The 19,848-nt window shown below is 66.5% G+C and carries 19 protein-coding genes; 6 read left to right on the top strand and 13 right to left on the bottom strand.

Features of this window, described 5'->3' with window-relative positions; all coding sequences use genetic code 11:
* Position 1 precedes the first annotated feature (1 nt).
* The 9 genes from Herbaro_RS21715 to Herbaro_RS21675 form a co-directional block, all read right to left on the bottom strand.
* A complete protein-coding gene (locus tag Herbaro_RS21715; RefSeq protein WP_275011677.1) occupies positions 2 to 910 on the bottom strand; it encodes a hydroxymethylglutaryl-CoA lyase in 909 nt (302 codons plus the stop codon).
* A gap of 55 nt (positions 911 to 965) precedes the next feature.
* The gene (locus Herbaro_RS21710) at positions 966 to 1,487 is read right to left on the bottom strand and encodes a YbaK/EbsC family protein (protein ID WP_275011676.1); all 522 of its coding nucleotides are present in this window, start codon (positions 1,485 to 1,487) and stop codon (positions 966 to 968) included.
* Between the two features lie 67 nt (positions 1,488 to 1,554).
* Positions 1,555 to 2,484: an MBL fold metallo-hydrolase gene (locus Herbaro_RS21705; RefSeq protein WP_275011675.1), complete on the bottom strand. Its 930-nt coding sequence runs from the start codon at positions 2,482 to 2,484 to the stop codon at positions 1,555 to 1,557.
* Positions 2,485 to 2,487: 3 nt separating this feature from the next.
* On the bottom strand, positions 2,488 to 4,512 hold the full coding sequence (locus Herbaro_RS21700) for an acetyl-CoA carboxylase biotin carboxylase subunit (RefSeq protein ID WP_275011674.1): 2,025 nt from the start codon (positions 4,510 to 4,512) through the stop codon (positions 2,488 to 2,490).
* A 42-nt stretch (positions 4,513 to 4,554) separates the two neighbouring features.
* Positions 4,555 to 6,189, bottom strand: coding sequence for a carboxyl transferase domain-containing protein (locus tag Herbaro_RS21695; protein WP_275011673.1), 1,635 nt, complete (start codon positions 6,187 to 6,189; stop codon positions 4,555 to 4,557).
* 51 nt (positions 6,190 to 6,240) lie between these two features.
* Positions 6,241 to 6,663: a YchJ family protein gene (locus tag Herbaro_RS21690; protein ID WP_275011672.1), complete on the bottom strand. Its 423-nt coding sequence runs from the start codon at positions 6,661 to 6,663 to the stop codon at positions 6,241 to 6,243.
* Positions 6,663 to 7,265: a 2-hydroxychromene-2-carboxylate isomerase gene (locus Herbaro_RS21685; RefSeq protein ID WP_275011671.1), complete on the bottom strand. Its 603-nt coding sequence runs from the start codon at positions 7,263 to 7,265 to the stop codon at positions 6,663 to 6,665. Before Herbaro_RS21685 ends, Herbaro_RS21690 begins: the two co-directional genes overlap by 1 nt.
* Before the next feature lie 18 nt (positions 7,266 to 7,283).
* The gene (locus Herbaro_RS21680) at positions 7,284 to 8,468 is read right to left on the bottom strand and encodes an isovaleryl-CoA dehydrogenase (RefSeq protein ID WP_275011670.1); all 1,185 of its coding nucleotides are present in this window, start codon (positions 8,466 to 8,468) and stop codon (positions 7,284 to 7,286) included.
* A 74-nt stretch (positions 8,469 to 8,542) separates the two neighbouring features.
* On the bottom strand, positions 8,543 to 8,962 hold the full coding sequence (locus tag Herbaro_RS21675; RefSeq protein ID WP_275011669.1) for a MerR family transcriptional regulator: 420 nt from the start codon (positions 8,960 to 8,962) through the stop codon (positions 8,543 to 8,545).
* A gap of 251 nt (positions 8,963 to 9,213) precedes the next feature.
* Between Herbaro_RS21675 and Herbaro_RS21670 the strand changes: the two genes are divergently transcribed.
* Positions 9,214 to 10,278, top strand: coding sequence for an MBL fold metallo-hydrolase (locus Herbaro_RS21670; RefSeq protein WP_275011668.1), 1,065 nt, complete (start codon positions 9,214 to 9,216; stop codon positions 10,276 to 10,278).
* Positions 10,279 to 10,345: 67 nt separating this feature from the next.
* Here the strand turns inward: Herbaro_RS21670 and def are convergent, their stop codons facing one another.
* Positions 10,346 to 10,870 carry a peptide deformylase gene (def, locus tag Herbaro_RS21665; RefSeq protein WP_275011667.1) on the bottom strand — a complete coding sequence of 175 codons (525 nt, stop codon included), beginning with the start codon at positions 10,868 to 10,870 and terminating at the stop codon, positions 10,346 to 10,348.
* Between the two features lie 241 nt (positions 10,871 to 11,111).
* Between def and Herbaro_RS21660 the strand changes: the two genes are divergently transcribed.
* The 4 genes from Herbaro_RS21660 (at position 11,112) to Herbaro_RS21645 (ending at position 16,683) form a co-directional block, all read left to right on the top strand.
* Positions 11,112 to 11,927, top strand: coding sequence for a hypothetical protein (locus Herbaro_RS21660; RefSeq protein WP_275011666.1), 816 nt, complete (start codon positions 11,112 to 11,114; stop codon positions 11,925 to 11,927).
* A complete protein-coding gene (dprA, locus tag Herbaro_RS21655) occupies positions 11,924 to 13,123 on the top strand; it encodes a DNA-processing protein DprA (protein WP_275011665.1) in 1,200 nt (399 codons plus the stop codon). Before Herbaro_RS21660 ends, dprA begins: the two co-directional genes overlap by 4 nt.
* Before the next feature lie 86 nt (positions 13,124 to 13,209).
* Complete coding sequence (locus Herbaro_RS21650; RefSeq protein WP_275011664.1) at positions 13,210 to 13,686, top strand: Smg family protein; 477 nt, start codon at positions 13,210 to 13,212, stop codon at positions 13,684 to 13,686.
* Positions 13,687 to 14,010: 324 nt separating this feature from the next.
* Positions 14,011 to 16,683 (top strand): DNA topoisomerase III, encoded by a 2,673-nt coding sequence (locus Herbaro_RS21645; RefSeq protein WP_275011663.1) that lies wholly within the window; start codon positions 14,011 to 14,013, stop codon positions 16,681 to 16,683.
* A gap of 233 nt (positions 16,684 to 16,916) precedes the next feature.
* Here the strand turns inward: Herbaro_RS21645 and Herbaro_RS21640 are convergent, their stop codons facing one another.
* Positions 16,917 to 17,690 carry an exodeoxyribonuclease III gene (locus Herbaro_RS21640; RefSeq protein ID WP_275011662.1) on the bottom strand — a complete coding sequence of 258 codons (774 nt, stop codon included), beginning with the start codon at positions 17,688 to 17,690 and terminating at the stop codon, positions 16,917 to 16,919.
* A 157-nt stretch (positions 17,691 to 17,847) separates the two neighbouring features.
* Between Herbaro_RS21640 and pyrE the strand changes: the two genes are divergently transcribed.
* The gene (gene pyrE / locus Herbaro_RS21635) at positions 17,848 to 18,507 is read left to right on the top strand and encodes an orotate phosphoribosyltransferase (RefSeq protein ID WP_275011661.1); all 660 of its coding nucleotides are present in this window, start codon (positions 17,848 to 17,850) and stop codon (positions 18,505 to 18,507) included.
* Between the two features lie 81 nt (positions 18,508 to 18,588).
* On the opposite strand, the gene Herbaro_RS21630 is transcribed toward pyrE, so the two are convergent.
* Together Herbaro_RS21630 and Herbaro_RS21625 are read right to left on the bottom strand one after the other, a co-directional pair.
* Positions 18,589 to 19,086 (bottom strand): LapA family protein, encoded by a 498-nt coding sequence (locus Herbaro_RS21630; RefSeq protein ID WP_275011660.1) that lies wholly within the window; start codon positions 19,084 to 19,086, stop codon positions 18,589 to 18,591.
* A 228-nt stretch (positions 19,087 to 19,314) separates the two neighbouring features.
* On the bottom strand, positions 19,315 to 19,842 hold the full coding sequence (locus Herbaro_RS21625; protein ID WP_275011659.1) for a peroxiredoxin family protein: 528 nt from the start codon (positions 19,840 to 19,842) through the stop codon (positions 19,315 to 19,317).
* Positions 19,843 to 19,848: the final 6 nt, after the last annotated feature.

Below are 19,848 nucleotides of genomic sequence, written 5' to 3'. Positions count from 1 at the left end.
CTCAGGCCGCGCGCTTGGCGGCGATGGCATTGCCGGCGCGGCTGACCGACTTGCGTCCCAGGTGCTGCGAGATGAACTGGCCGGCGTCGACCACCGCGTCGAGGTCGATGCCGGTGTCGATGCCCAGTCCCTTCATCATGTACAGCACGTCCTCCGAGGCGACGTTGCCAGTCGCGCCCTTGGCGTAGGGGCAGCCGCCCAGGCCGGCCACCGACGAGTGGTAGATGGTGATGCCGGCCTGCAGGCTGGCGTAGATGTTGGCCAGCGCCTGGCCGTAGGTGTCGTGGAAGTGGCCGGACAAGCCCTCGATGTGGAACTCGCGGATCGCCGTCTCCATCACCGGCCTGACCTTGTCGGGCGTGGCCACGCCGATGGTGTCGGCGATGTCGATCTCGTCGCAGCCCAGTTCGCGGAAGCGGCGCACCACGTCGGCCACCGCCGCCAGCGGCACTTCGCCCTGGTAGGGGCAGCCGAAGGCGCAGCTGACCGCCGCGCGCAGGCGCTTGCGATGCTGCTTGGCGGCCGCGGCCACCTCGCGGAAACGCTCGATCGATTCGGCGATCGAGCAGTTGATGTTCTTCTGGGAGAAAGCCTCGGAGGCGGCGCCGAAGATCACCACTTCATCCGCGCCCGCCTCCAGTGCCGCCTCGAAACCCTTCATGTTGGGCACCAGCGCCGAATACACCACGCCCGGCTTGCGCGCGATGCCGTGCATCACCTCGCTGGAGGTCGCCATCTGCGGCACCCACTTGGGCGAGACGAAGGAGGCCGCCTCGACGTTGGGGAAGCCGGCGGCGGTCAGCCGGTTCACCAGTTCGATCTTCACCTCGGCGGAGATGGTTTCCTTCTCGTTTTGCAGGCCGTCGCGCGGGCCGACCTCGACGATTTTGACTTTGCTGGGCAGGTTCATCTGGCTTGTCTCCGATGGTATTGGTGTTGCTGGCGATTGGGTTGAGGATGGCCGATCATACGGCCGATGCCTGTGGCGCGGGGTCGAGGCGCACGTCGGCCACCATGCCGCCGGTCATCTTCTCCAGCTGCGCGGCGGTCAGGTTGAACACCGCGTGCGGATGGCCGGCCGCGGCCCACACGCTGGAAAAGTTGAAGAGGTCGCGATCGATCAGCATCACCGGCTTGACCACATGGCCCACCGGGCAGACGCCGCCGATGGCATAGCCGGTGGCGTCGCGCACGAATTTGGCGTCGGCCTTGCCCAGCGCGCCCACCAGCGCGGTCACCTTGGCCTCGTCGACGCGGTTGCCGCCGCTGGCGATCACCAGCACCGGCGCGCCGTCCGAGACACGCCGGAAGATGATCGACTTGGCGATCTCGGCCACGCTGCAGCCCAGGCCGGCGGCGGCCTCGGCCGAGGTGCGGCCGGTCGCCGGCAGCATCGTCACCGGCTTGTCGTGGCCCAGCTGCGCCAGCAGGTCGGCCACGCGTTGGGCGGAGGAGGGCAGGGCGGCGGAAGCGGTGGTGTCGTTCATGAAAAAAAGAGAATTGGTGAGCAGGAGCCCAAAATGATAGCAGCATGCCCGGCGGTGTTCAGGCGGCTCATGCGTCCAGCAAGAACACGCCGTCGCTGCGCGCAGCGCCCGCGCGTTCCAATTGCGCCACGGTCCAGCGCGCCAAAGCATCGTCGCTCATCTTCATGAAACGCCGGTTGGTGATGCGCAGCAACGGGATCTCGCGCATCATCGCCGGCAGTTTTTCCAGCGCGATGCGCTGCTGGTCCAGCAGCAGGAACTTCACCAGTACCTTGATGCCGTTGTGCGCGTTGCGCAGCGGATCGGCCTGCAGGTAATCCAGCCGCGAGAAAGCCTTGCCCAGCGCATCGCCGACCTCGGTGAAGGGCGCGCCGTGGCCGGGGATGACCAGCCTCACGTCCAGCGTGCGGATCAGCTCCAGCGTGGCGCGCGCCTCGTCGAAACCGGTCTCGCCGTCCAATTCCGGGAAGATGATGCCGAAGCCGTTGCGCCACAGCGCGTCGGCCGAGATCAGGATGCCTTCCTGCTCGCAAAAGAAGATCAGCGAGTGCGGATCATGGCCGGGCGCGGCCAGCGCGCGCCAGTCCAAATCGCCCAGGCGCAGCACCTCGCCATCGGCAATGGTGTGGCTGAAGTCGAAACGCGGGCAACGCTGGCCGGTGGCGCGATAGCTGAGCGCTTCTTCGTCCCAGTCGCACACCTTGCCCGCCTCGGCCGCCGGGATCGCGGTGCGGCAAGCGTAGGCCGACTGCAGCGCCGCGTTGCCGCCGCAGTGGTCGGAGTGCAGGTGGGTGTTGAGCAAGAGATCAAGCCGGTCGCGCCCACGCGCATGGAGCACATGGCGCACCAGCGTCAGCGTCTGTTCGCCGTGCGAAACATAGCCGCTGTCGATCATCGCCACCTCATCGCGGCCGAACAGCAGCACATTGTTGGACGACAGCCAGCCGCGCTCCAGCACATGGATGGAAGGATGCACCTGCAGCGCCGGCGCGTTCATGTATCAGGCCGTCTTGAATTCGAGCAGCTGCGCGCCTTCGGCCACCTGGTCGCCGACCGCGTACAGCAGGTCTTGCACGATGCCGTCGGCCGGCGCGGCGATGGTGTGCTCCATCTTCATGGCTTCCATGATCAGCAGCGGCGCGCCCTTGGCGACGCTGCTGCCCTTCTGCGCCAGCACGGCCACGATCTTGCCCGGCATCGGCGCGGTCAGGCGGCCGCCTTCGGCCTCACTGTGGCCGGCGTGCGCCATCGGGTCGGCGTAATGCAGGGTGCGCTGGGCGCGGCCGTCGAACACGTGTAGCAGCTCGCCCTCGCGCACCACGTCGGCGCGCAGGGAACGGCCGTCGAGCGACAGGCCGAGCGCGTCATCGCCAGAGGACTCAAGGCGCAGCGCGTGTGTCGCGCCATCGGCATGCAAGGTCCAGCCGCTGCCGTCGCCGGCATATGCCAGCTGCAGCCGCGTCTTGCCGGCCTCGCCGGAAAATTCCAATGTCCGCGTGAGCGCGCCGTTGAGCCGCCATCCGGCGGTCGAGGACCATGGGTCGGAGGCATCGGCGCCGCTGCGTTCCTGGCCCAGCACCGCTGCGGCGGCGAAGGCCAGCGTCTCCACCGACGGCGGCGCCGGCGGTGGGAACAGCGCATCGTGGTGACGCTCGATCAGGCCGGTGTCGAGGTCGGCCTGCGAGAACGCCGCGCCCGACACCAGGCGCTGCAGGAAGCCGATGTTGGTGGCCAGGCCCACCACCTGGTACTGCGCCAGCGCGCGCGCCATGTTGCGCAGGGCGGCGTCGCGGTCGGCGCCCCACACGATCAGCTTGGCGATCATGGGATCGTAGAACGGCGAGATGGCGTCGCCTTCGCGCACGCCGGAATCGATGCGCACCGCGGCCGGCGCGGCGGACGGGGGCGCGTCGGCCTCATGCAGCCGGAACTCGACCGCGCCGGCCGTGCGCAGGCGCGCCAGCGTGCCGATCGAGGGCAGGAAGCCCTTCTCGGGATTCTCGGCGTAGATGCGCGCCTCGATGGCATGGCCGGCGATGCGCAGCTCATCCTGGCGCAGCGGCAGCGCCTGTCCGGCCGCCACGCGCAGCTGCCATTCGACCAGGTCCTGGCCGGTGATCATCTCGGTGACCGGGTGTTCGACCTGCAGGCGCGTGTTCATCTCCATGAAGTAGAAGCTGCCGTCCTGGTTGGCGATGAATTCCACCGTGCCGGCGCCGACATAGCCGACCGCGCGGGCGGCGGCCACCGCGGCCTCGCCCATGGCGGCACGGCGCTGCGGCGTCATGCCCGGGGCCGGCGCTTCTTCCAGCACCTTCTGGTGGCGCCGCTGCACCGAGCAGTCGCGCTCGAACAGGTAGACGCAATTGCCGTGCGTGTCGGCGAATACCTGGATCTCGACATGGCGCGGCCGCGTCAGGTATTTCTCGACCAGCACGCGGTCGTCGCCGAAGCTGGAGATCGCCTCGCGCTTGCAGGAGGCCAGCGCGGCCTCGAAGTCTTCCGAGCGCTCGACCACGCGCATGCCCTTGCCGCCGCCGCCGGCGCTGGCTTTGAGCAGCACCGGATAGCCGATGCGGTCGGCTTCGCCGCGCAGGAAGGCGCCTTCCTGGCGCTCGCCGTGATAACCCGGCACCAGCGGCACCGCGGCCTTTTCCATCAGCGCCTTGGCGGCCGACTTGGAGCCCATGGCGCGGATCGCCGAAGCCGGCGGGCCGATGAAGACCAGGCCGGCATCGGCGCAGGCCTGGGCGAAGTCGGCGTTTTCCGACAGGAAGCCATAACCGGGATGGATCGCCTGCGCGCCGGTGGCCAGCGCGGCGGCGATGATCAGTTCGCCGCGCAGGTAACTCTCCTTGGCCGGCGCCGGCCCCAGGTGCACGCTTTCATCGCAGGCTTGCACGTGTTTGGCGCGGGCGTCGGCGTCCGAATACACGGCGACCGTGGCGATGCCCATGCGGCGCGCGGTGGCGGCGACGCGGCAGGCGATTTCGCCGCGATTGGCGATCAGGATCTTGTTGATCATCTTGTCTCCTTTTGCTTCTTTCTTATTTATTGCGCGCGCGGCTCAGATGCGGAACACGCCGAATTTGGTCTCTTCGATGGGCGCGTTGAGCGCCGCCGACAAGCCCAGCGCCAGCACCGTGCGGGTATCGGCCGGATCGATCACGCCGTCGTCCCACAGTCGCGCCGACGCATAGTAAGGATGGCCCTGCGTTTCGTACTGCGCGCGGATCGGCTCCTTGAACGCGGCTTCCTCTTCGGCGCTCCAGCTGCCGCCGCGCGCCTCGATGCCATCGCGCTTGACGGTGGCCAGCACGCTGGCGGCCTGCTCGCCGCCCATCACCGAGATGCGCGCGTTGGGCCACATCCACAGGAAGCGCGGCGAGAACGCGCGGCCGCACATGCCGTAGTTGCCGGCGCCGAAGCTGCCGCCGATGATCACGGTGAGCTTGGGCACCGCCGCCGTCGACACCGCCGTCACCATCTTGGCGCCGTGGCGCGCGATGCCTTCGTTCTCGTATTTCTTGCCGACCATGAAGCCGGTGATGTTCTGCAGGAAGATCAGCGGGATCTTGCGCTGGCAGCACAGCTCGATGAAGTGCGTGCCCTTCTCGGCCGCCTCCGAGAACAGGATGCCGTTGTTGGCGACGATACCCACCGGCATGCCGTGCAGGTGGGCGAAGCCGCACACCAGCGTGGTGCCGTAGCGCGCCTTGAATTCGTCGAACTCGCTGGCGTCGACGATGCGCGCGATGACCTCGCGCACGTCGAAGGGCTTGCGGGTGTCGGTGGGGATGACGCCATACAGCTCCTGCGCCGCATACCGGGGTTCGCGGCTCTCGCGCAAGGCCAGCTGTTGCGGCTTTTGGCGATTGAGGTGGCCGACGATGCCGCGCGCGATCGCCAGTGCGTGGGTGTCGTCCTGCGCCAGGTGGTCGGCCACGCCGGAGAGGCGCGTGTGCACGTCGCCGCCGCCCAGCTCCTCGGCCGTCACCACCTCGCCGGTGGCGGCCTTCACCAGCGGCGGGCCGGCCAGGAAGATGGTGGCCTGGTCCTTCACGATGATGGACTCGTCGCTCATGGCCGGCACATAGGCGCCGCCGGCGGTGCAGGAACCCATCACCACGGCGATTTGCGCGATGCCCTTGGCCGACATGTTGGCCTGGTTGAAGAAGATGCGGCCGAAGTGGTCGCGGTCGGGGAAGACCTCGTCCTGGTTGGGCAGGTTGGCGCCGCCGCTGTCGACCAGGTAGACGCAGGGCAGGCGGTTGAATTCGGCGATCTCCTGCGCGCGCAGGTGCTTCTTGGCGGTGATCGGGTAATAGGTGCCGCCCTTGACGGTGGCGTCGTTGCAGACGATCACGCACTCCTGCCCGGCCACGCGGCCGATGCCGGTAATGATGCCGCCGGAAGGCGCGGCGTCCTTGAGGTTGCCGTCGCGGTCCTTTTCGCGGTACATGCCGTAGGCCGCCAGCTGCGAGAATTCAAGGAAGGGCGTGCCGGGGTCGAGCAGCATCTGCACGCGCTCGCGCGGCAGCAGCTTGCCGCGCGCCAGGTGTTTCTCGCGCGCGGCCTGGCCGCCGCCCTCGGCGATGGCCGCGACCTTTTGCTTCAGGTCGTCGACGATGCGCTGCATGGCATCTCGGTTGTTCTGGAAATCCTCGCTGCGCGGGTTGAGCTTGCTTTCGATCTGCGGCATGTCGTCTCTCTCTTCAGTTTCTTTTTTCTGCTGCCGGCGCCTGGCGCGGGCTTACCGGTCGCCGGGGAATTCACCGTCCACGTAGTACCAGCGCGGCGTGCCCTCGGCATCGGGCTGGCGCACGAAGTTGCTGATCTCATGCATGCGGTGCGCCTTTCCGCCCACCTTGAAGCGCGCCACGAATTCCACCGTGGCCTCGTCGCTGCCGGCCACGTGGACCTGCTTCTTGATGTCCAGGCCGATCCAGCTGACATCGGTTTCCCCGGTCAGCTCTTCCTCGGGCAAGGTCTCGGGGAACCAGGTCGAACGCAGGTAGGCCTCGTCGCGCAGCGCATAGGCGCTGTAGCGCGAGCGCATCAGCAGCTCGGCCGTGGCCGGGATCTCGGCGCCGGAGATGAAACGGCCGCAGCATGCGGCAAACGCCCCTTTGCCGCAGGGGCAGGCGGCGCCGGCCTTGTCTTTCTTGTTGCTCATCAGATTTTTCCGTCTTTCAAAAATACGTCCAGCTGCGTGAAGCGGTCGAAGCCCCAGAAGGGTTCGCCGTCCACGATCACGAAGGGCGAGCCGAACACGCCCTTCCTGGCGGCGTCTTCGGTCGCCGCGCGCAGCTTGTCCTTGAGTTCCTGCGTGCCCAGCGCGGCCTCCAGCGCGGCGGTGTCGATCCCGAGGTCGGCGGCGATGCGCAGCACATTGGCTTGCGCGCTGATGTCGATGTCCTCGGTGAAGTAGGCGCTGTAGAGCGTGCGGATGAAATCCACGGCCTGCTCCGGATGCCGTTCCTGCGCCCACAGCACGGCGCGCGCGGCGACCTGGGTGCCGATGGGGAAGTTGGAGGGTTCCTTGAAGAAGATGTCGTGGAAGCGCGCGGTGCGCCCCATGTCGTGGCGCGAATACTCGCCCTTGACCGGGATCAGCACCAGCGAGTTGGTGCCGATCTGCTTGAAGATCGGCCCCAGCAGGATGGGATGCCAGTTGACCTGGCGGCCGTATTTTTGCGCCAGCTTGCCGATCTCGACGGCGCCGAAGTAGCCGTAGGGCGAACTGAAGTCGAAGTAGAAGTCGATGGGATTGCTCATGGCGGTTCTCGTTGAAGTTCAGAGCGTGTCGGCGAACAGTTCGCGGCCGATCAGCATGCGGCGGATCTCGCTGGTGCCGGCGCCGATCTCGTAGAGCTTGGCGTCGCGCCACAGGCGGCCCACCGGGTATTCGTTGATGTAGCCGTTGCCGCCCAGCGCCTGGATCGCCTCGCCGGCCATCCAGGTGGCCTTCTCGGCCGAATACAGGATGGCGCCGGCGGCGTCCTTGCGCAGCGCGCGCACGCGGTCCGGCGTGCCGGCGCGGTCGCAGGCCTGGCCCACCGCGTAGACGTAGGCCTTGCAGGCCATCATGGTGGAGTACATGTCGGCCAGCTTGCCCTGCATCAGCTGGAATTCGCCGATGGCCTGGCCGAACTGCTTGCGGTCGTGCACGTAGGGCACCACCACGTCCATGCAGGCCTGCATGATGCCCAGCGGGCCGCCGGAGAGCACGGTGCGCTCGAAGTCCAGGCCCGACATCAGCACGTTGACGCCGCGGCCGACGCCGCCCAGCACGTTCTCTTCCGGCACCTCGCAATCCTGGAACACCAGCTCGCCGGTGTGCGAGCCGCGCATGCCCAGCTTGTCCAGCTTCTGCGCCACCGAGAAACCCTTGAAGCCCTTCTCCACCAGGAAGGCGGTCATGCCGCGCGCGCCGGCGTCGAGGTCGGTCTTGGCGTAGACCACCAGCACGTCGGCGTCGGGGCCGTTGGTGATCCACATCTTGCTGCCGTTGAGCACGTAACGGTCGCCCTTCTTGTCGGCGCGCAGCTTCATGCTGACCACGTCGGAGCCGGCGTTCGGTTCCGACATCGCCAGCGCGCCGATGAAGTCGCCCGAGATCAGCTTGGGCAGGTATTTGCGTCGTTGTTCCTCGCTGCCGTTGCGCTTGATCTGGTTCACGCACAGGTTGGAGTGGGCGCCGTAGGACAGGCCGACCGAGGCCGAGGCGCGCGAGATCTCTTCCATCGCCACGATGTGCGCCAGGTAGCCCATGTCGGCGCCGCCGTATTCCTCGCTGGCGGTGATGCCCAGCACGCCCAGCTGGCCCAGTTTCTTCCACAGGTCCATGGGGAACTGGTCGCTGCGGTCGATCTCGGCCGCGCGCGGGGCGATCTCGGTCTTGGCGAATCCGGCGACCGCGGCGCGCAGCGCCTCGATGTCTTCGCCGTGGTCGAAACTCAGGCCTGGCAGGTGGATCATGCTTGTCTCCTCGTTGGGTTTGTTTTGTCTTGTGGCGCTCTCAATTGACGTATACGTCAATCATCGAACCTTGCTCATGCCGCCTTGCGTCTGGCCTTGGCGGCGCCTTGCTTCTTGCCGCCATCCAGCAAGCGGCGGCATTCATCCTCATGGGCGGCGATCTCGGCCAGCGTCAGCTCCAGGTCCTCGCGCTGGCGCTCCAGCTTTTCGCGGTGCTGCTGCAGCACGCCCATGAAGCGTTGCAGCTGCGCCTCGGTGTCCTTGGGCGACTCGTACATGTCGATCAGGTCCTTGATCTCCGAGAGCGTGAAGCCCAGCCGCTTGCCGCGCAGCGTCAGCTTCAGGCGCGTGCGCTCGCGCGCCGGGTAGACGCGGTTGCGCCCGCCCGCGCCTTCGCGCTTGGGATTGAGGATGCCGTGATCCTCGTAGAAGCGGATGGCCCTTGGCGTGACTTCGAATTCTTCCGCCAGTTCGGTGATCGTGTAGGTGGGCATGGTGGCGTCGTCTGCGTCGGGCGGAAATATTGGTTAAGCTGGTCCTCGCGCGCTGGTTGAGGTCGATATTCCACGGCGGGGAACATCGGCGCGCAGCCTTGCACCGGAACTGGCACTTTACGTTAACGTAAAGTATATTGTGCCTGTCCGTCCAGTGAAAAATGCAGGCGCCGCGCTCGTCGCGCGGCGTGTTGTCGCCGCAGCAATTCACGGCATCCCGATTTCCATGTTCCAGATAGCCCAGGTATTTCATGAACGCACTTGAATCCCAGCTCGACTACGCCTTCGGCGACGCCATGCCGGACACCGGCCGCACCATGGAGGTCGCGCCCGGCGTGCGCTGGCTGCGCATGGGCCTGCCCTTTGCGCTGAACCATATCAACCTGTGGCTGCTGGAGGACGAGGTGGAGACGCCGCAGGGCCTGCGCCGCGGCTGGACCGTGGTCGATTGCGGCATCGCCACCGACGCCACGCGCGAGGCCTGGGAGAGCATCTTCGCCGGGGAGCTCGGCGGCCTGCCCATCGTGCGCGTGCTGGTCACCCACTGTCATCCCGATCACGTCGGCCTGGCCGACTGGCTGTGCCGGCGCTGGCAGGCGCCGCTGCTCATGAGCACCGGCGACTACGCGTTTGCGCGCGTGATGTCGGCGGCGCTGCCGGGCGCCGAGGGCACCGCGGCGACGCCGCATTTCCGTCGCCACGGGCTGGCCGACGTCGACACCGTGGCCAAGCTGCAGGGCCGCAACACCTACTACCAGGACCTGGTGCCGGCCGTGCCGCACGCCTACGTCCGCCTGCAGGACGGCCACAGCGTGAAGATCGGCGGGCGCGACTGGGAGATCATCACTGGCTTCGGCCATTCGCCCGAGCACGTGTCGCTGTACTGCCCGGTCATCGACGTGCTGATCTCCGGCGACATGGTGTTGCCGCGCATCTCCACCAATGTCTCGGTGTTCGCCATCGAGCCCGAGAGCAACCCGGTGCAGCAATACCTGGATTCGCTGAAGAAGTATGGCCACCTGCCGGCCGGCGCGCTGGTGCTGCCGTCGCATGGCAAGCCCTTCCGCGGGCTGCATACGCGCATCGACCAGTTGAACGAGCACCATCGCCTGCGCCTGGCCGAGGTGCTGGAAGCCTGCGCCACGCCGCAGTCCGGGGTCGATATCCTGCCCATCATGTTCAAGCGCCCGCTCGACACGCACCAGCTGTCCTTCGCCCTGGGCGAGGCGGTGGCCCACCTGCACAAGCTGTGGCATGACGGCGTGCTCAGGCGTCACCTGGACGAGGACGGCGTCTACCGTTTCACCGCCGCCTGAGGGCGCGCTCGCCAATGAAAAACGCCGGACATGTCCGGCGTTTTTTTCATGCTGGCGGCGGTGCCTATCAGCCGTTGGCGGCGCTCTTCTTCAGCTCGCGCTCTTCCTTCTGCAGCTTGGTCTTGATGCGGTTGCGCTTCAGCGGCGACAGGTATTCCACGAAGACCTTGCCCTTCAGGTGGTCCATCTCATGCTGGATGCACACGGCCAGCAGGTCGTCGGCTTCCACTTCGAAGGGCTTGCCGTCGGCGTCGAAGGCGCGCACCTTGACGCGCGCCGGGCGTTCCACGCCATCGTAGATGCCGGGCACCGACAGGCAGCCCTCGTCATAGACGCGCTTGTCGTCGCTGGCCCACAGCACTTCCGGATTGATGAACACGCGCAGCTCGCGGCCCTCGTCGGAGACGTCGATCACGATCACCTGTTCGTGCACGTCGATCTGGGTGGCGGCCAGGCCGACGCCGGGCGCGGCATACATGGTCTCGGCCATGTCGGCGACCAGGGTCTTGATGCGCTCGTCGAACACGGTGACGGGTTTGGCGACCTTGTGCAGGCGCGGGTCGGGGTAACGGAGGATGTTGAGCAGGGCCATACGCGTAAATCTCGGCAGTCGATCTTGGAAATGCGGGGAAGCGCGCTGCGCTTCGCCTCGTGCGCCCGCCATTTGGCGAGCGATCTGGAAATTGTTTCGGGATTGTTTCTTAAATAAGGCCTGTCCGGGCGGCTTCAAGCGCGGCAATAGCAGAATTCCCAGCTTCACCGGCCGGATGACGTCCGGCCATTCGAGCCCGCCGCGGCGCCGTGGCGCTGTTGGATTTCACTCCCCCGACAACATGAAAAAGTTTAGCACAGAGCTGTCCGTTTCCCGCCGGTTTGTGGGCTCGCTTGCCCGGCTGTCGCCTCGTTTGTTGCTGGCCGGCCTGGCCTGCGCCGCCGGCGCGCAAGCCTTGCCCGAGTATCGCCAGTGGCCGCAGCCGCGTCCCTTGCCGGTGGCATCGCGCGCGCCGATCGCCGGCGACGACGCCTGGCCGCAGGTGATCGTGCTCGACGAGGAGTCCGGCCCCACGGCGGTGGTCGCAGGTCGGGACGGGGCGCGGCTGTTCATCGCCGGCGAGGTAGTGCGCCTGGCGCCGGCGCTGGAGCAGGGCGGCGCCCGGCGGCTGCCGGTATATCGTCCGGGACCATGGTTGGCGCCGTCGCATTGCCCCGCTGACACCGGCCGCCTCGCCGTGCGCGTGGGCACGGTGGAGGCGCGCGCCGCCGGCGCCGCGCAAGCGATCTCCGAGGCGATGGTCGTGCGCGGCAGCGGCGAGCTGGCGCCCGGCGACCTGGTGCCGCACGGCGCCTGGCCCCGGTGGCCGCAGCGGGCATCGCCGGCGCATGGCATCGCAGCGCGCGTGGCGCGCCGGCACGGCGACGACCGCATGGGCTGGACCGCCTCCGGCCAGGTGCATGCGCTCGATCGCGGCGCCGGCGACGGAGTGCGCCGCGGCATGTGCGTGCAGGTCGGCGCCTGCACCGGCGGCAGCCGTGCCGCCGGCCGCATCCTGCATGCCGGGGCGCACGCATCGGCCGTGTTGCTGGACGGCGCGGTCGCCTCGCTGGAGAGCGGGGATGAGGTCTGCATCGCCGCGTGTCCCGCGCCATGAGCGCCGCGACGGAAGGCGGCGCCAACGCCGACGCGCCGCTGGCGGCGCAGCGTTCGCATGATGCCGCCTGCGACGATCCCGGCAGTCTGGCCGCATGGTTGCGGCTGGCGCTGACCGAGGGCGTGGGGGCCGGCAACGGCCGCCGCCTGTTGGCTGCCTTCGGCTTGCCGGGAGCGGTGTTCCAGGCTCCGCGCCAGGTGCTGGAAGCGCTCGCCGGCCCACGGCTGGCGGCCGCGTTGCGCCAGCCGTCCTCCGCTGCATTGCGCGCCTCGGTCGAGGCTGCCCTCGACTGGGCGCGGCAACCGGGGCACGCCATCGCCACGCTGGCCGACACGCACTATCCGCAAGCCCTGCTCACCATTCCCGATCCGCCGCTGCTGCTGTACGTGGACGGCAATCCCGCGCTGTTGCAGGCCGAGGCGCTGGCGGTGGTCGGCAGCCGCAATGCCACCGCCCAGGGGCTGGCGCACGCGGAACGCTTTTCCGAGGAGCTCAGCCGCGCCGGCCTGGCCATCGTCTCCGGCCTGGCGCTGGGCATCGACGCGGCGGCGCATACGGGCGGCCTGCGCGGTCCCGGCTCGACCGTCGCCGTGATCGGCACCGGCATCGACATCGCCTATCCGTCGCGCAACCGCGCGCTGGCCCAGCGCATCGTCGAAGACGGCTGCATCGTCAGCGAATATCCCCTGGGCATGCCGCCGCTGGCGGCCAATTTCCCACGCCGCAACCGCCTGATCTCGGGGCTGGCGCGCGCGGTGCTGGTGATTGAGGCGGCCGCGCAATCGGGTTCGCTGATCACTGCGCGCATGGCGGCCGAGCAAGGGCGCGACGTCTTCGCCATTCCCGGCTCCATCCATTCGCCCCTGGCCAAGGGCTGCCACCAGCTCATCCGCCAGGGCGCCAAGCTGGTGGAGACCACGCAGGACGTGCTGGAGGAAATGCCGCGCTTTGCGCGCCGCGCAGCGCTCCCGGCGCAGGTGTTTCCAGGCGCCGCAGATGAGTCCGAGATGCGCGCCGATGACGATGCGGCAACATCCATTGTCATCCAGGCAATGGGGCACGATCCGCTCGGCGCCGACCTGCTCGCATCGCGCTGCGGGCTAGACGCGGCGCGGCTTGCGGAGCTGTTGCTGGGTCTTGAGCTGGAGGGCCGCATCGAGGTCTTGCCGGGGGCTCGCTACCGTCGCCTGGGCTGAGCAAATTAATGCACGCGGCTGCTGAAATCCTGCCATACTGGGACGGCTGACTTGTGTATTCACACCCTTCGCGATAGAGTAGACCTATGTTTGATGTCCTCGTTTACTTGTACGAAACCTACTATCGCCCCGATGCCTGCCCCGAACCGGAGGCGCTGGTGAAGAAGTTGTCCGCGATAGGTTTTGAAGAAGATGAAATCTCGCAGGCGCTGGGCTGGCTGACCGATCTTGAAGTCGCCAACCATGAGTTCGCCGACAACTATCCCCGGCAGACCGCTTTTTCCTTCGGCACCCGTATCTATGCGCGTCAGGAGACCGACGTGCTGGGCGTGGAAGCCATCGGCTTCATCCAATTCCTCGAATCGGCCAAGATGCTCGACGCCATGCAGCGCGAGATCGTGGTCGAACGCGCGCTGGCGGCAGGCGAAGTGCCGATCACCCTGGAAAAGCTCAAGGTCATTGTGCTGATGGTGCTGTGGAGCCAGGGCAAGGAGCCGGACGGCCTGATGTTCGAGGAGCTGTTCCTGGACGAGGACGACACCGAACCGCGCCTGCTGCACTGAGTGCGGCGGCGGCAAGCGGCGCCAAAAGGGGGCGCGGCGTTGCCGACTTGTCCATACGAAACACTGAAACGGCAGGCCCTCGGGCTTGCCGTTTCATTTGCATCACGCTTATCATTCCCCCGCATTGGCCGGATATTGGCTACTATATAAAATTCCGTTGTCCGCAAGCAATGAAAGCGCTGGCCGCGCGCCACGCAGGCCGCAGGCAGGGCTTTCCGGCACTTCGGGCGACATGGAGTTGTTTCGGGACGTCCCGGCCCCAGATGGGCAGGGTGCAAGCCCCAACCGCTCCAGCAACCGACCTCTCTGACGAGACCCATACCTATGAGCAAGACCCTCATCATTGCCGAGAAGCCCTCTGTCGCGAACGACATCGCGAAGACGCTCGGCGGCTTCACCAAGCACGATGAGTACTTCGAATCCGACGATTACATCCTCTCCTCCGCCGTCGGTCACCTGCTGGAAATCGCGGTGCCCGAGGAATACGACGTCAAGCGCGGCAAGTGGAGCTTCACCCACCTGCCGATGATCCCGCCGCACTTCGCGCTCAATCCGATCGCCAAGACCGAGTCGCGCCTGAAGGTCCTGTCCCGGCTCATCAAGCGCAAGGATGTGACCGCCCTGATCAACGCATGTGACGCGGGCCGCGAAGGAGAGCTGATCTTCCGCCTGATCGCCCAGTACACCAAGGCCAAGCAGCCGGTGAAGCGCCTCTGGCTGCAATCGATGACGCCGGGCGCGATCCGCGACGGCTTCAAGCAGCTGCGCGACGACGACGAGATGATGCCGCTGGCCAATGCCGCCCGCTGCCGCAGCGAGGCCGACTGGCTGATCGGCATCAACGGCACGCGCGCCATGACCGCCTTCAACTCCAAGGAAGGCGGCTTCTACCTGACCACAGTGGGCCGCGTGCAGACGCCGACCCTGTCGATCGTGGTGGAGCGCGAAGAGAAGATCAAGAAATTCGTCTCGCGCGACTACTGGGAAGTGCACGCCGAGTTCGTCTGCGCCGCCGGCATCTACAAGGGACGCTGGCTGGACAAGCTGCACAAGAAGGACGAAGCCGATCCCGAAAAGCGCGCCGAGCGCCTGTGGAGCCGCGCCGCGGCCGACTCCATCGTGGCCGCCTGCCGCGACAAGCAAGGCAGCGTCACCGAAGAGTCCAAGCCGACCACGCAGATGGCGCCCGGCCTGTTCGACCTCACCAGCCTGCAGCGCGAGGCCAACTCGCGCTTCGGCTTCTCGGCCAAGAACACCCTGGGCCTGGCGCAGGCGCTGTATGAAAAGCACAAGGTGCTGACCTACCCGCGTACCGATTCGCGCCACCTGCCGGAAGACTACCTGCAGACCGTCAAGGACACGATGGAGGCCCTGTCGGAGAACAACAATTACCACCAGTTCTCCAAGCAGATCCTGAAGCAGGGCTGGGTCAAGCCCAACAAGCGCATCTTCGACAACACCAAGATCAGCGACCACTTCGCCATCATCCCCACCCCGCAGGTGCCCAAGAACCTGTCCGAGCCGGAACAGAAGCTCTACGACCTGGTGACGCGCCGCTTCATGGCGGTGTTCTTCCCGGCCGCCGAGTTCCAGGTGACCACGCGCTTCACCGAAGTGTCGGGCCACCAGTTCAAGAGCGAAGGCAAGGTCATGATCAACCCCGGCTGGCTGGCCATCTACGGCAAGCAGGTCGAGGAGAGCGACAAGGACGGCGACAAGGAAAAGGAAGGCGGCGGCAACCTGGTCGCCGTGGCGCCGGGCGAGGAGGTGCTGACCGACAAGGTCATCGCCAACGGCCTGGCCACCAAGCCGCCTGCGCGCTACAGCGAAGCCACGCTGCTGTCGGCCATGGAAGGCGCCGGCAAGCTGGTCGATTCCGACGAGCTGCGCGAGGCGATGGCCGGCAAGGGCCTGGGCACGCCGGCCACGCGCGCGGCCATCATCGAAGGCCTGCTCAACGAGAAGTACCTGCTGCGCGAAGGGCGCGAGATGATGCCCACCGCCAAGGCCTTCCAGCTGATGACGCTGCTGCACGGCCTGGGCGTGGATGAACTGACCGAACCCGAACTGACCGGCGAGTGGGAGCACAAGCTGGCGCAGATGGAGCGCGGCAAGATCAGCCGCGACGAGTTCATGCGCGAGATCGCGCAGATGACCCAGATCATCGTCAAGCGCGCCAAGGAATACGACAACGACACCATCCCCGGCGACTACGCGACGCTGCACACGCCCTGTCCGAATTGCGGCGGCGTGGTGAAGGAAAACTATCGCCGCTTCGCCTGCACCAAGTGCGAGTTCTCGATGACCAAGGTGCCGGGCGGCCGCCAGTTCGAGATCGCCGAGGTCGAGGAGCTGCTGAAGAACCGCACCATCGGTCCGCTGCAGGGCTTCCGTTCCAAGATGGGCCGCCCGTTCGCGGCTATCCTGAAGATCTCGCGCGACGAGGAAATCAAGAACTTCAAGCTGGAGTTCGACTTCGGCCAGAACGATGGCGAAGGCGAGGGCGGCGAGCCGGTCGATTTCAGCGAGCAGACGCCGCTGGGCCCGTGCCCCAAGTGCGCCTCCGGCGTGTACGAGATGGGCCTGGCCTACGTCTGCGAGAAGACGGTCGCCAAGCCCAAGGCCTGCGACTTCCGCAGCAGCCGCATCATCCTGCAGCAGGAGATCCTGCCCGAGCAGATGGCCAAGCTGCTCAACGAAGGCAAGACCGACCTGCTGCCGGGCTTCATCTCGCAGCGCACGCGCCGGCCGTTCAAGGCCTTCCTGGTGCGCGGCAAGGATGGCAAGATCAGCTTTGAGTTCGAGGAGCGCAAGGCCAAGGCGCCGGCCAAGGGCAAGGCCGCCGCGGCCGATGCCGAAGGCGGCGCCGATGAGGCCACGGCCAAGCCGGTGAAGAAGGCCGCTGCCAAGCCCAAGGCCGCGGCAGCGAAGAAACCGGCTGCGGCCAAGAAGCCGCCGCTGAAGAAGGCGACGCCGAAGAAGGCGGCCAGCGCGTAAGCAAGCCTGACGGTTGCGCCTGTAAAAAAACCTCGTGATGTGAATCACGAGGTTTTTTTTATGGTGGCAGATAGCGACACAGATTCCGTTCGCCCTGAGTAGCCGCGGTCAGCGGCGTATCGAAGGGCAGGGATGACGCGCCGGCCATGGCGATCTGGCTTCGATACGCCTGCGGCTACTCAGCCCGAACGGGTGGCGAGGGCAGTTATTCGGACTAAGCCGTCCCGACGACCTCAGCCGTATACCACCGTCAGCGGCGCATGATCCGAGAACCGCGCTTCCTTGTAGATCGCCGCGCTCTGCGCGCGCGAGGCGATGCCCTTGGTGGCGACGTGGTAGTCGATGCGCCACCCCACGTTGTTGGCCCAGGCCTGGCCGCGGTTGCTCCACCAGGTGTAGGCGTCGCCCGTGGTCTCCGGGTGCAGCACGCGGTAGACGTCCACCAGGCCGAGCTGGTCGAAGATGCGCGTCATCCAGGCGCGCTCCTCGGGCAGGAAACCGGAGTTCTTCTGGTTGCTCTTCCAGTTCTTCAGGTCGATCTCCTTGTGGGCGATGTTCCAGTCGCCGCAGATGACGATTTCGCGGCCGCTCTTCTCCAGCTTCATCAGGTGCGGCAGGAACACTTCCATGAAGCGGAACTTGGCCTGCTGGCGCTCGTCGCTGGAGGAACCGGAGGGCGCGTACAGCGAGATCACGGTGAGGTCGCCGAAGTCGCATTCGACGTAGCGTCCCTCATCGTCGAACTCGGTGTTGCCGAAGCCGATGCGCACCGCATCCGGTTCCCGCCTGCTGTAGACGCCCACGCCCGAATAGCCCTTTTTCTGCGCATAGTGGAAGTGCCCGACATAGCCCTCCGGCGCCAGGAAATCCGGCGTCATGTCCGGCGCCTGGGCCTTCAGTTCCTGCACGCAGACGAAGTCGGGGGCCTCTTTCCGCATCCATTCGAAGAAGCCTTTCTTGGCCGCGGAGCGGATGCCGTTGAGGTTGGCGGAGACGATTTTTGTCATGGGTGATTCCTGCAAAGTAAGGCAGATGAAGGCCGGTAGCATAACCGATAGGAGGCTTTCATTTAAAATGACGCTCTGATTTGGCCGCGCGGGCGGCTTGCCGGAGGGCAAGCATGCGCCGCGCCGGCTTCGTTACACTTTTCCCCGGGAATGCATCTTGAGCAATTTGAGACAGGAATTCATTGAATTCGCCGTGTCGGCCGGCGTGCTGCGCTTTGGCGAGTTCGTCACCAAGGCGGGCCGCACTTCGCCTTACTTCTTCAACGCCGGCCTGTTTTCGGAAGGCGCGACTCTGGCCCAGGTGGCCCGTTTCTACGCGCAGACGCTGGCCGACTCCGGCATCGAATACGACATGCTGTTCGGCCCCGCCTACAAGGGCATCACGCTGGCCTCGGCCACCGCCGTGGCGCTGGCCGGCATGGGCCGCAACGTGCCCTTCGCCTTCAACCGCAAGGAAGCCAAGGACCACGGCGAAGGCGGCACCATCGTCGGCGCCAAGTTGTCGGGCAAGGTCGTCATCATCGACGACGTGATCTCGGCCGGCACCTCGGTGCGCGAGTCGGTGGACATGATCCGCGCCGCCGGCGCCACGCCTTGCGCAGTGCTGATCGCGCTCGACCGCATGGAGCGCTCGGGCAAGGACGGCGCGCTGTCCGAGCATTCGGCGGTGCAGGAAGTGGCCAAGGAGTACGGCATGCCCGTCATCTCCATCGGCAACCTGGGCGACCTGTTCGAGTACATCTCCAACGGCGGCGACGCACGGCTGACCCAGTACAAGGATGCGGTGGCGGCCTACCGGACGCGCTACGGCGTCTGATCTGCGGCAACAGGCGAGCGATTCAGGCAAGGGCTGCATCGGAAGATGCAGCCCTTTTTATTGTCCGCGCCGGGACGGGTTTCAGAGCGGCTTGATCGCCCCTGCCGCGCTGTGCCGCTGCAGGCGGTCGTCCAGTTCGCCGACCTGCGCCGCCACGGCGTTCTCGGTCTGCTCCACGCGCAGGCTCAGGTCTTTCTGCAGCGCATCCAGCCGTTGCGCCAGCAGCGTCTGCTGCTCGGTCTGGCGGCGCGCGAGCTGCTCCAGTTCGGCCTTGAGGAAGCCGCGCAGCTCGTTGAAGCGCGAATGTTCGGCCTGGTCGGCCAGGTCGCGCTGCGCTTCCAGTTGCTTGGTCAGGCGCCGGCTTTCCAGCATCACGCTGGTCTGCAGCGCCAGGATGTAGAGCAGGAAGAAGGCGGTCAGCAGCACCACCACGCCCAGCATCACGGCGCCCAGCGGCGCCTGGAACTCGGAATAGATCAGCGACAGCGTGGTAGGCGCCGTGAAGGCGGTCCAGTTGACGGCGGCGAAGATGGCGACCAGCGCCAGCAGCACGATGAGGAAAACGGTTCGGAATCTCATTGCAGCCTCCTGTTATGGTTTGTTTGCAGGCGCGCCGATGCGGCGGAAATGCCGGCATCGCAGCATCGCGGCCAGGGAAGGCTTGCCGGCCTGGCAAGTTGAAGCCGTTGGACTGCGGCGGGGCGGGGGATGTTCCGCCGCGATGTGTCCGGGGCAACTTTTTGCGCGCTGGCCGCAGGCATAAAAAAACGCCGGCAGGGCCGGCGTTCGATGTCACGACGACAAGCCTCAGCCGGCCGCCAGCGCCTTTTCCAGCAGCTGGTGCAGCTCGGCGAACTGCGGCTCGCCCACGTAGCGCTTGATGATGTTGCCGTCCTTGCCGATCACGAAGGTGGTCGGGGTCAGCTTGACGTCGCCGAAGGCGTTGGCCAGCTTGTCCTGGGTGTCCAGGGCGACCTTGAAGGGCAGCTTGCGCGTCTCGGTGTAGTTGAGGACGTAGTTCGGAGGGTCGTAGCTCATGGCCACGGCGACGAAGTCCAGGCCGCGATCCTTGAACTTGTTGTAGGTCTCGATCATCTGCGGCATCTCGCCCACGCAGGTGGTGCAGCTGGTGGCCCAGAAATTGACCATCACGACCTTGCCGCGCAGGTCCTTCAGGGCCACGCGCTCGCCGTCGAGCTTGGTGAAGGTGACGTCGGGGGCGGCATTGCCGGCGTTCACCTTGAAGAAGGCGAAGGCGGCGATGACGGCGACCACAGCCAGGCCGGCCAGTTTGATCCAGAGGCCGCTGCGCGGGGAGGTTGCCTGTGCTTGCATGGGTGG

It is taken from the genome of Herbaspirillum sp. WKF16 (genome assembly GCF_028993615.1).
Classification (GTDB): Bacteria; Pseudomonadota; Gammaproteobacteria; order Burkholderiales; family Burkholderiaceae_D; genus Herbaspirillum.
Note: the sequence above shows the minus strand (reverse complement) of the source record. Positions and strands in the feature narration are given on the sequence as shown.

Coding starts and splice junctions, on each gene's coding strand:
- Herbaro_RS21690 (WP_275011672.1), bottom strand. CDS start 6,663: ATGAGCAACAAGAAAGACAAGGCCGGCGCCGCCTGCCCCTGCGGCAAA.
- Herbaro_RS21680 (WP_275011670.1), bottom strand. CDS start 8,468: ATGATCCACCTGCCAGGCCTGAGTTTCGACCACGGCGAAGACATCGAG.
- def (WP_275011667.1), bottom strand. CDS start 10,870: ATGGCCCTGCTCAACATCCTCCGTTACCCCGACCCGCGCCTGCACAAG.
- Herbaro_RS21705 (WP_275011675.1), bottom strand. CDS start 2,484: ATGAACGCGCCGGCGCTGCAGGTGCATCCTTCCATCCATGTGCTGGAG.
- dprA (WP_275011665.1), top strand. CDS start 11,924: ATGAGCGCCGCGACGGAAGGCGGCGCCAACGCCGACGCGCCGCTGGCG.
- Herbaro_RS21715 (WP_275011677.1), bottom strand. CDS start 910: ATGAACCTGCCCAGCAAAGTCAAAATCGTCGAGGTCGGCCCGCGCGAC.
- Herbaro_RS21670 (WP_275011668.1), top strand. CDS start 9,214: ATGAACGCACTTGAATCCCAGCTCGACTACGCCTTCGGCGACGCCATG.
- Herbaro_RS21625 (WP_275011659.1), bottom strand. CDS start 19,842: ATGCAAGCACAGGCAACCTCCCCGCGCAGCGGCCTCTGGATCAAACTG.
- Herbaro_RS21630 (WP_275011660.1), bottom strand. CDS start 19,086: ATGAGATTCCGAACCGTTTTCCTCATCGTGCTGCTGGCGCTGGTCGCC.
- Herbaro_RS21645 (WP_275011663.1), top strand. CDS start 14,011: ATGAGCAAGACCCTCATCATTGCCGAGAAGCCCTCTGTCGCGAACGAC.
- Herbaro_RS21675 (WP_275011669.1), bottom strand. CDS start 8,962: ATGCCCACCTACACGATCACCGAACTGGCGGAAGAATTCGAAGTCACG.
- Herbaro_RS21695 (WP_275011673.1), bottom strand. CDS start 6,189: ATGCCGCAGATCGAAAGCAAGCTCAACCCGCGCAGCGAGGATTTCCAG.
- Herbaro_RS21650 (WP_275011664.1), top strand. CDS start 13,210: ATGTTTGATGTCCTCGTTTACTTGTACGAAACCTACTATCGCCCCGAT.
- Herbaro_RS21700 (WP_275011674.1), bottom strand. CDS start 4,512: ATGATCAACAAGATCCTGATCGCCAATCGCGGCGAAATCGCCTGCCGC.
- Herbaro_RS21640 (WP_275011662.1), bottom strand. CDS start 17,690: ATGACAAAAATCGTCTCCGCCAACCTCAACGGCATCCGCTCCGCGGCC.
- Herbaro_RS21710 (WP_275011676.1), bottom strand. CDS start 1,487: ATGAACGACACCACCGCTTCCGCCGCCCTGCCCTCCTCCGCCCAACGC.
- Herbaro_RS21685 (WP_275011671.1), bottom strand. CDS start 7,265: ATGAGCAATCCCATCGACTTCTACTTCGACTTCAGTTCGCCCTACGGC.
- Herbaro_RS21660 (WP_275011666.1), top strand. CDS start 11,112: ATGAAAAAGTTTAGCACAGAGCTGTCCGTTTCCCGCCGGTTTGTGGGC.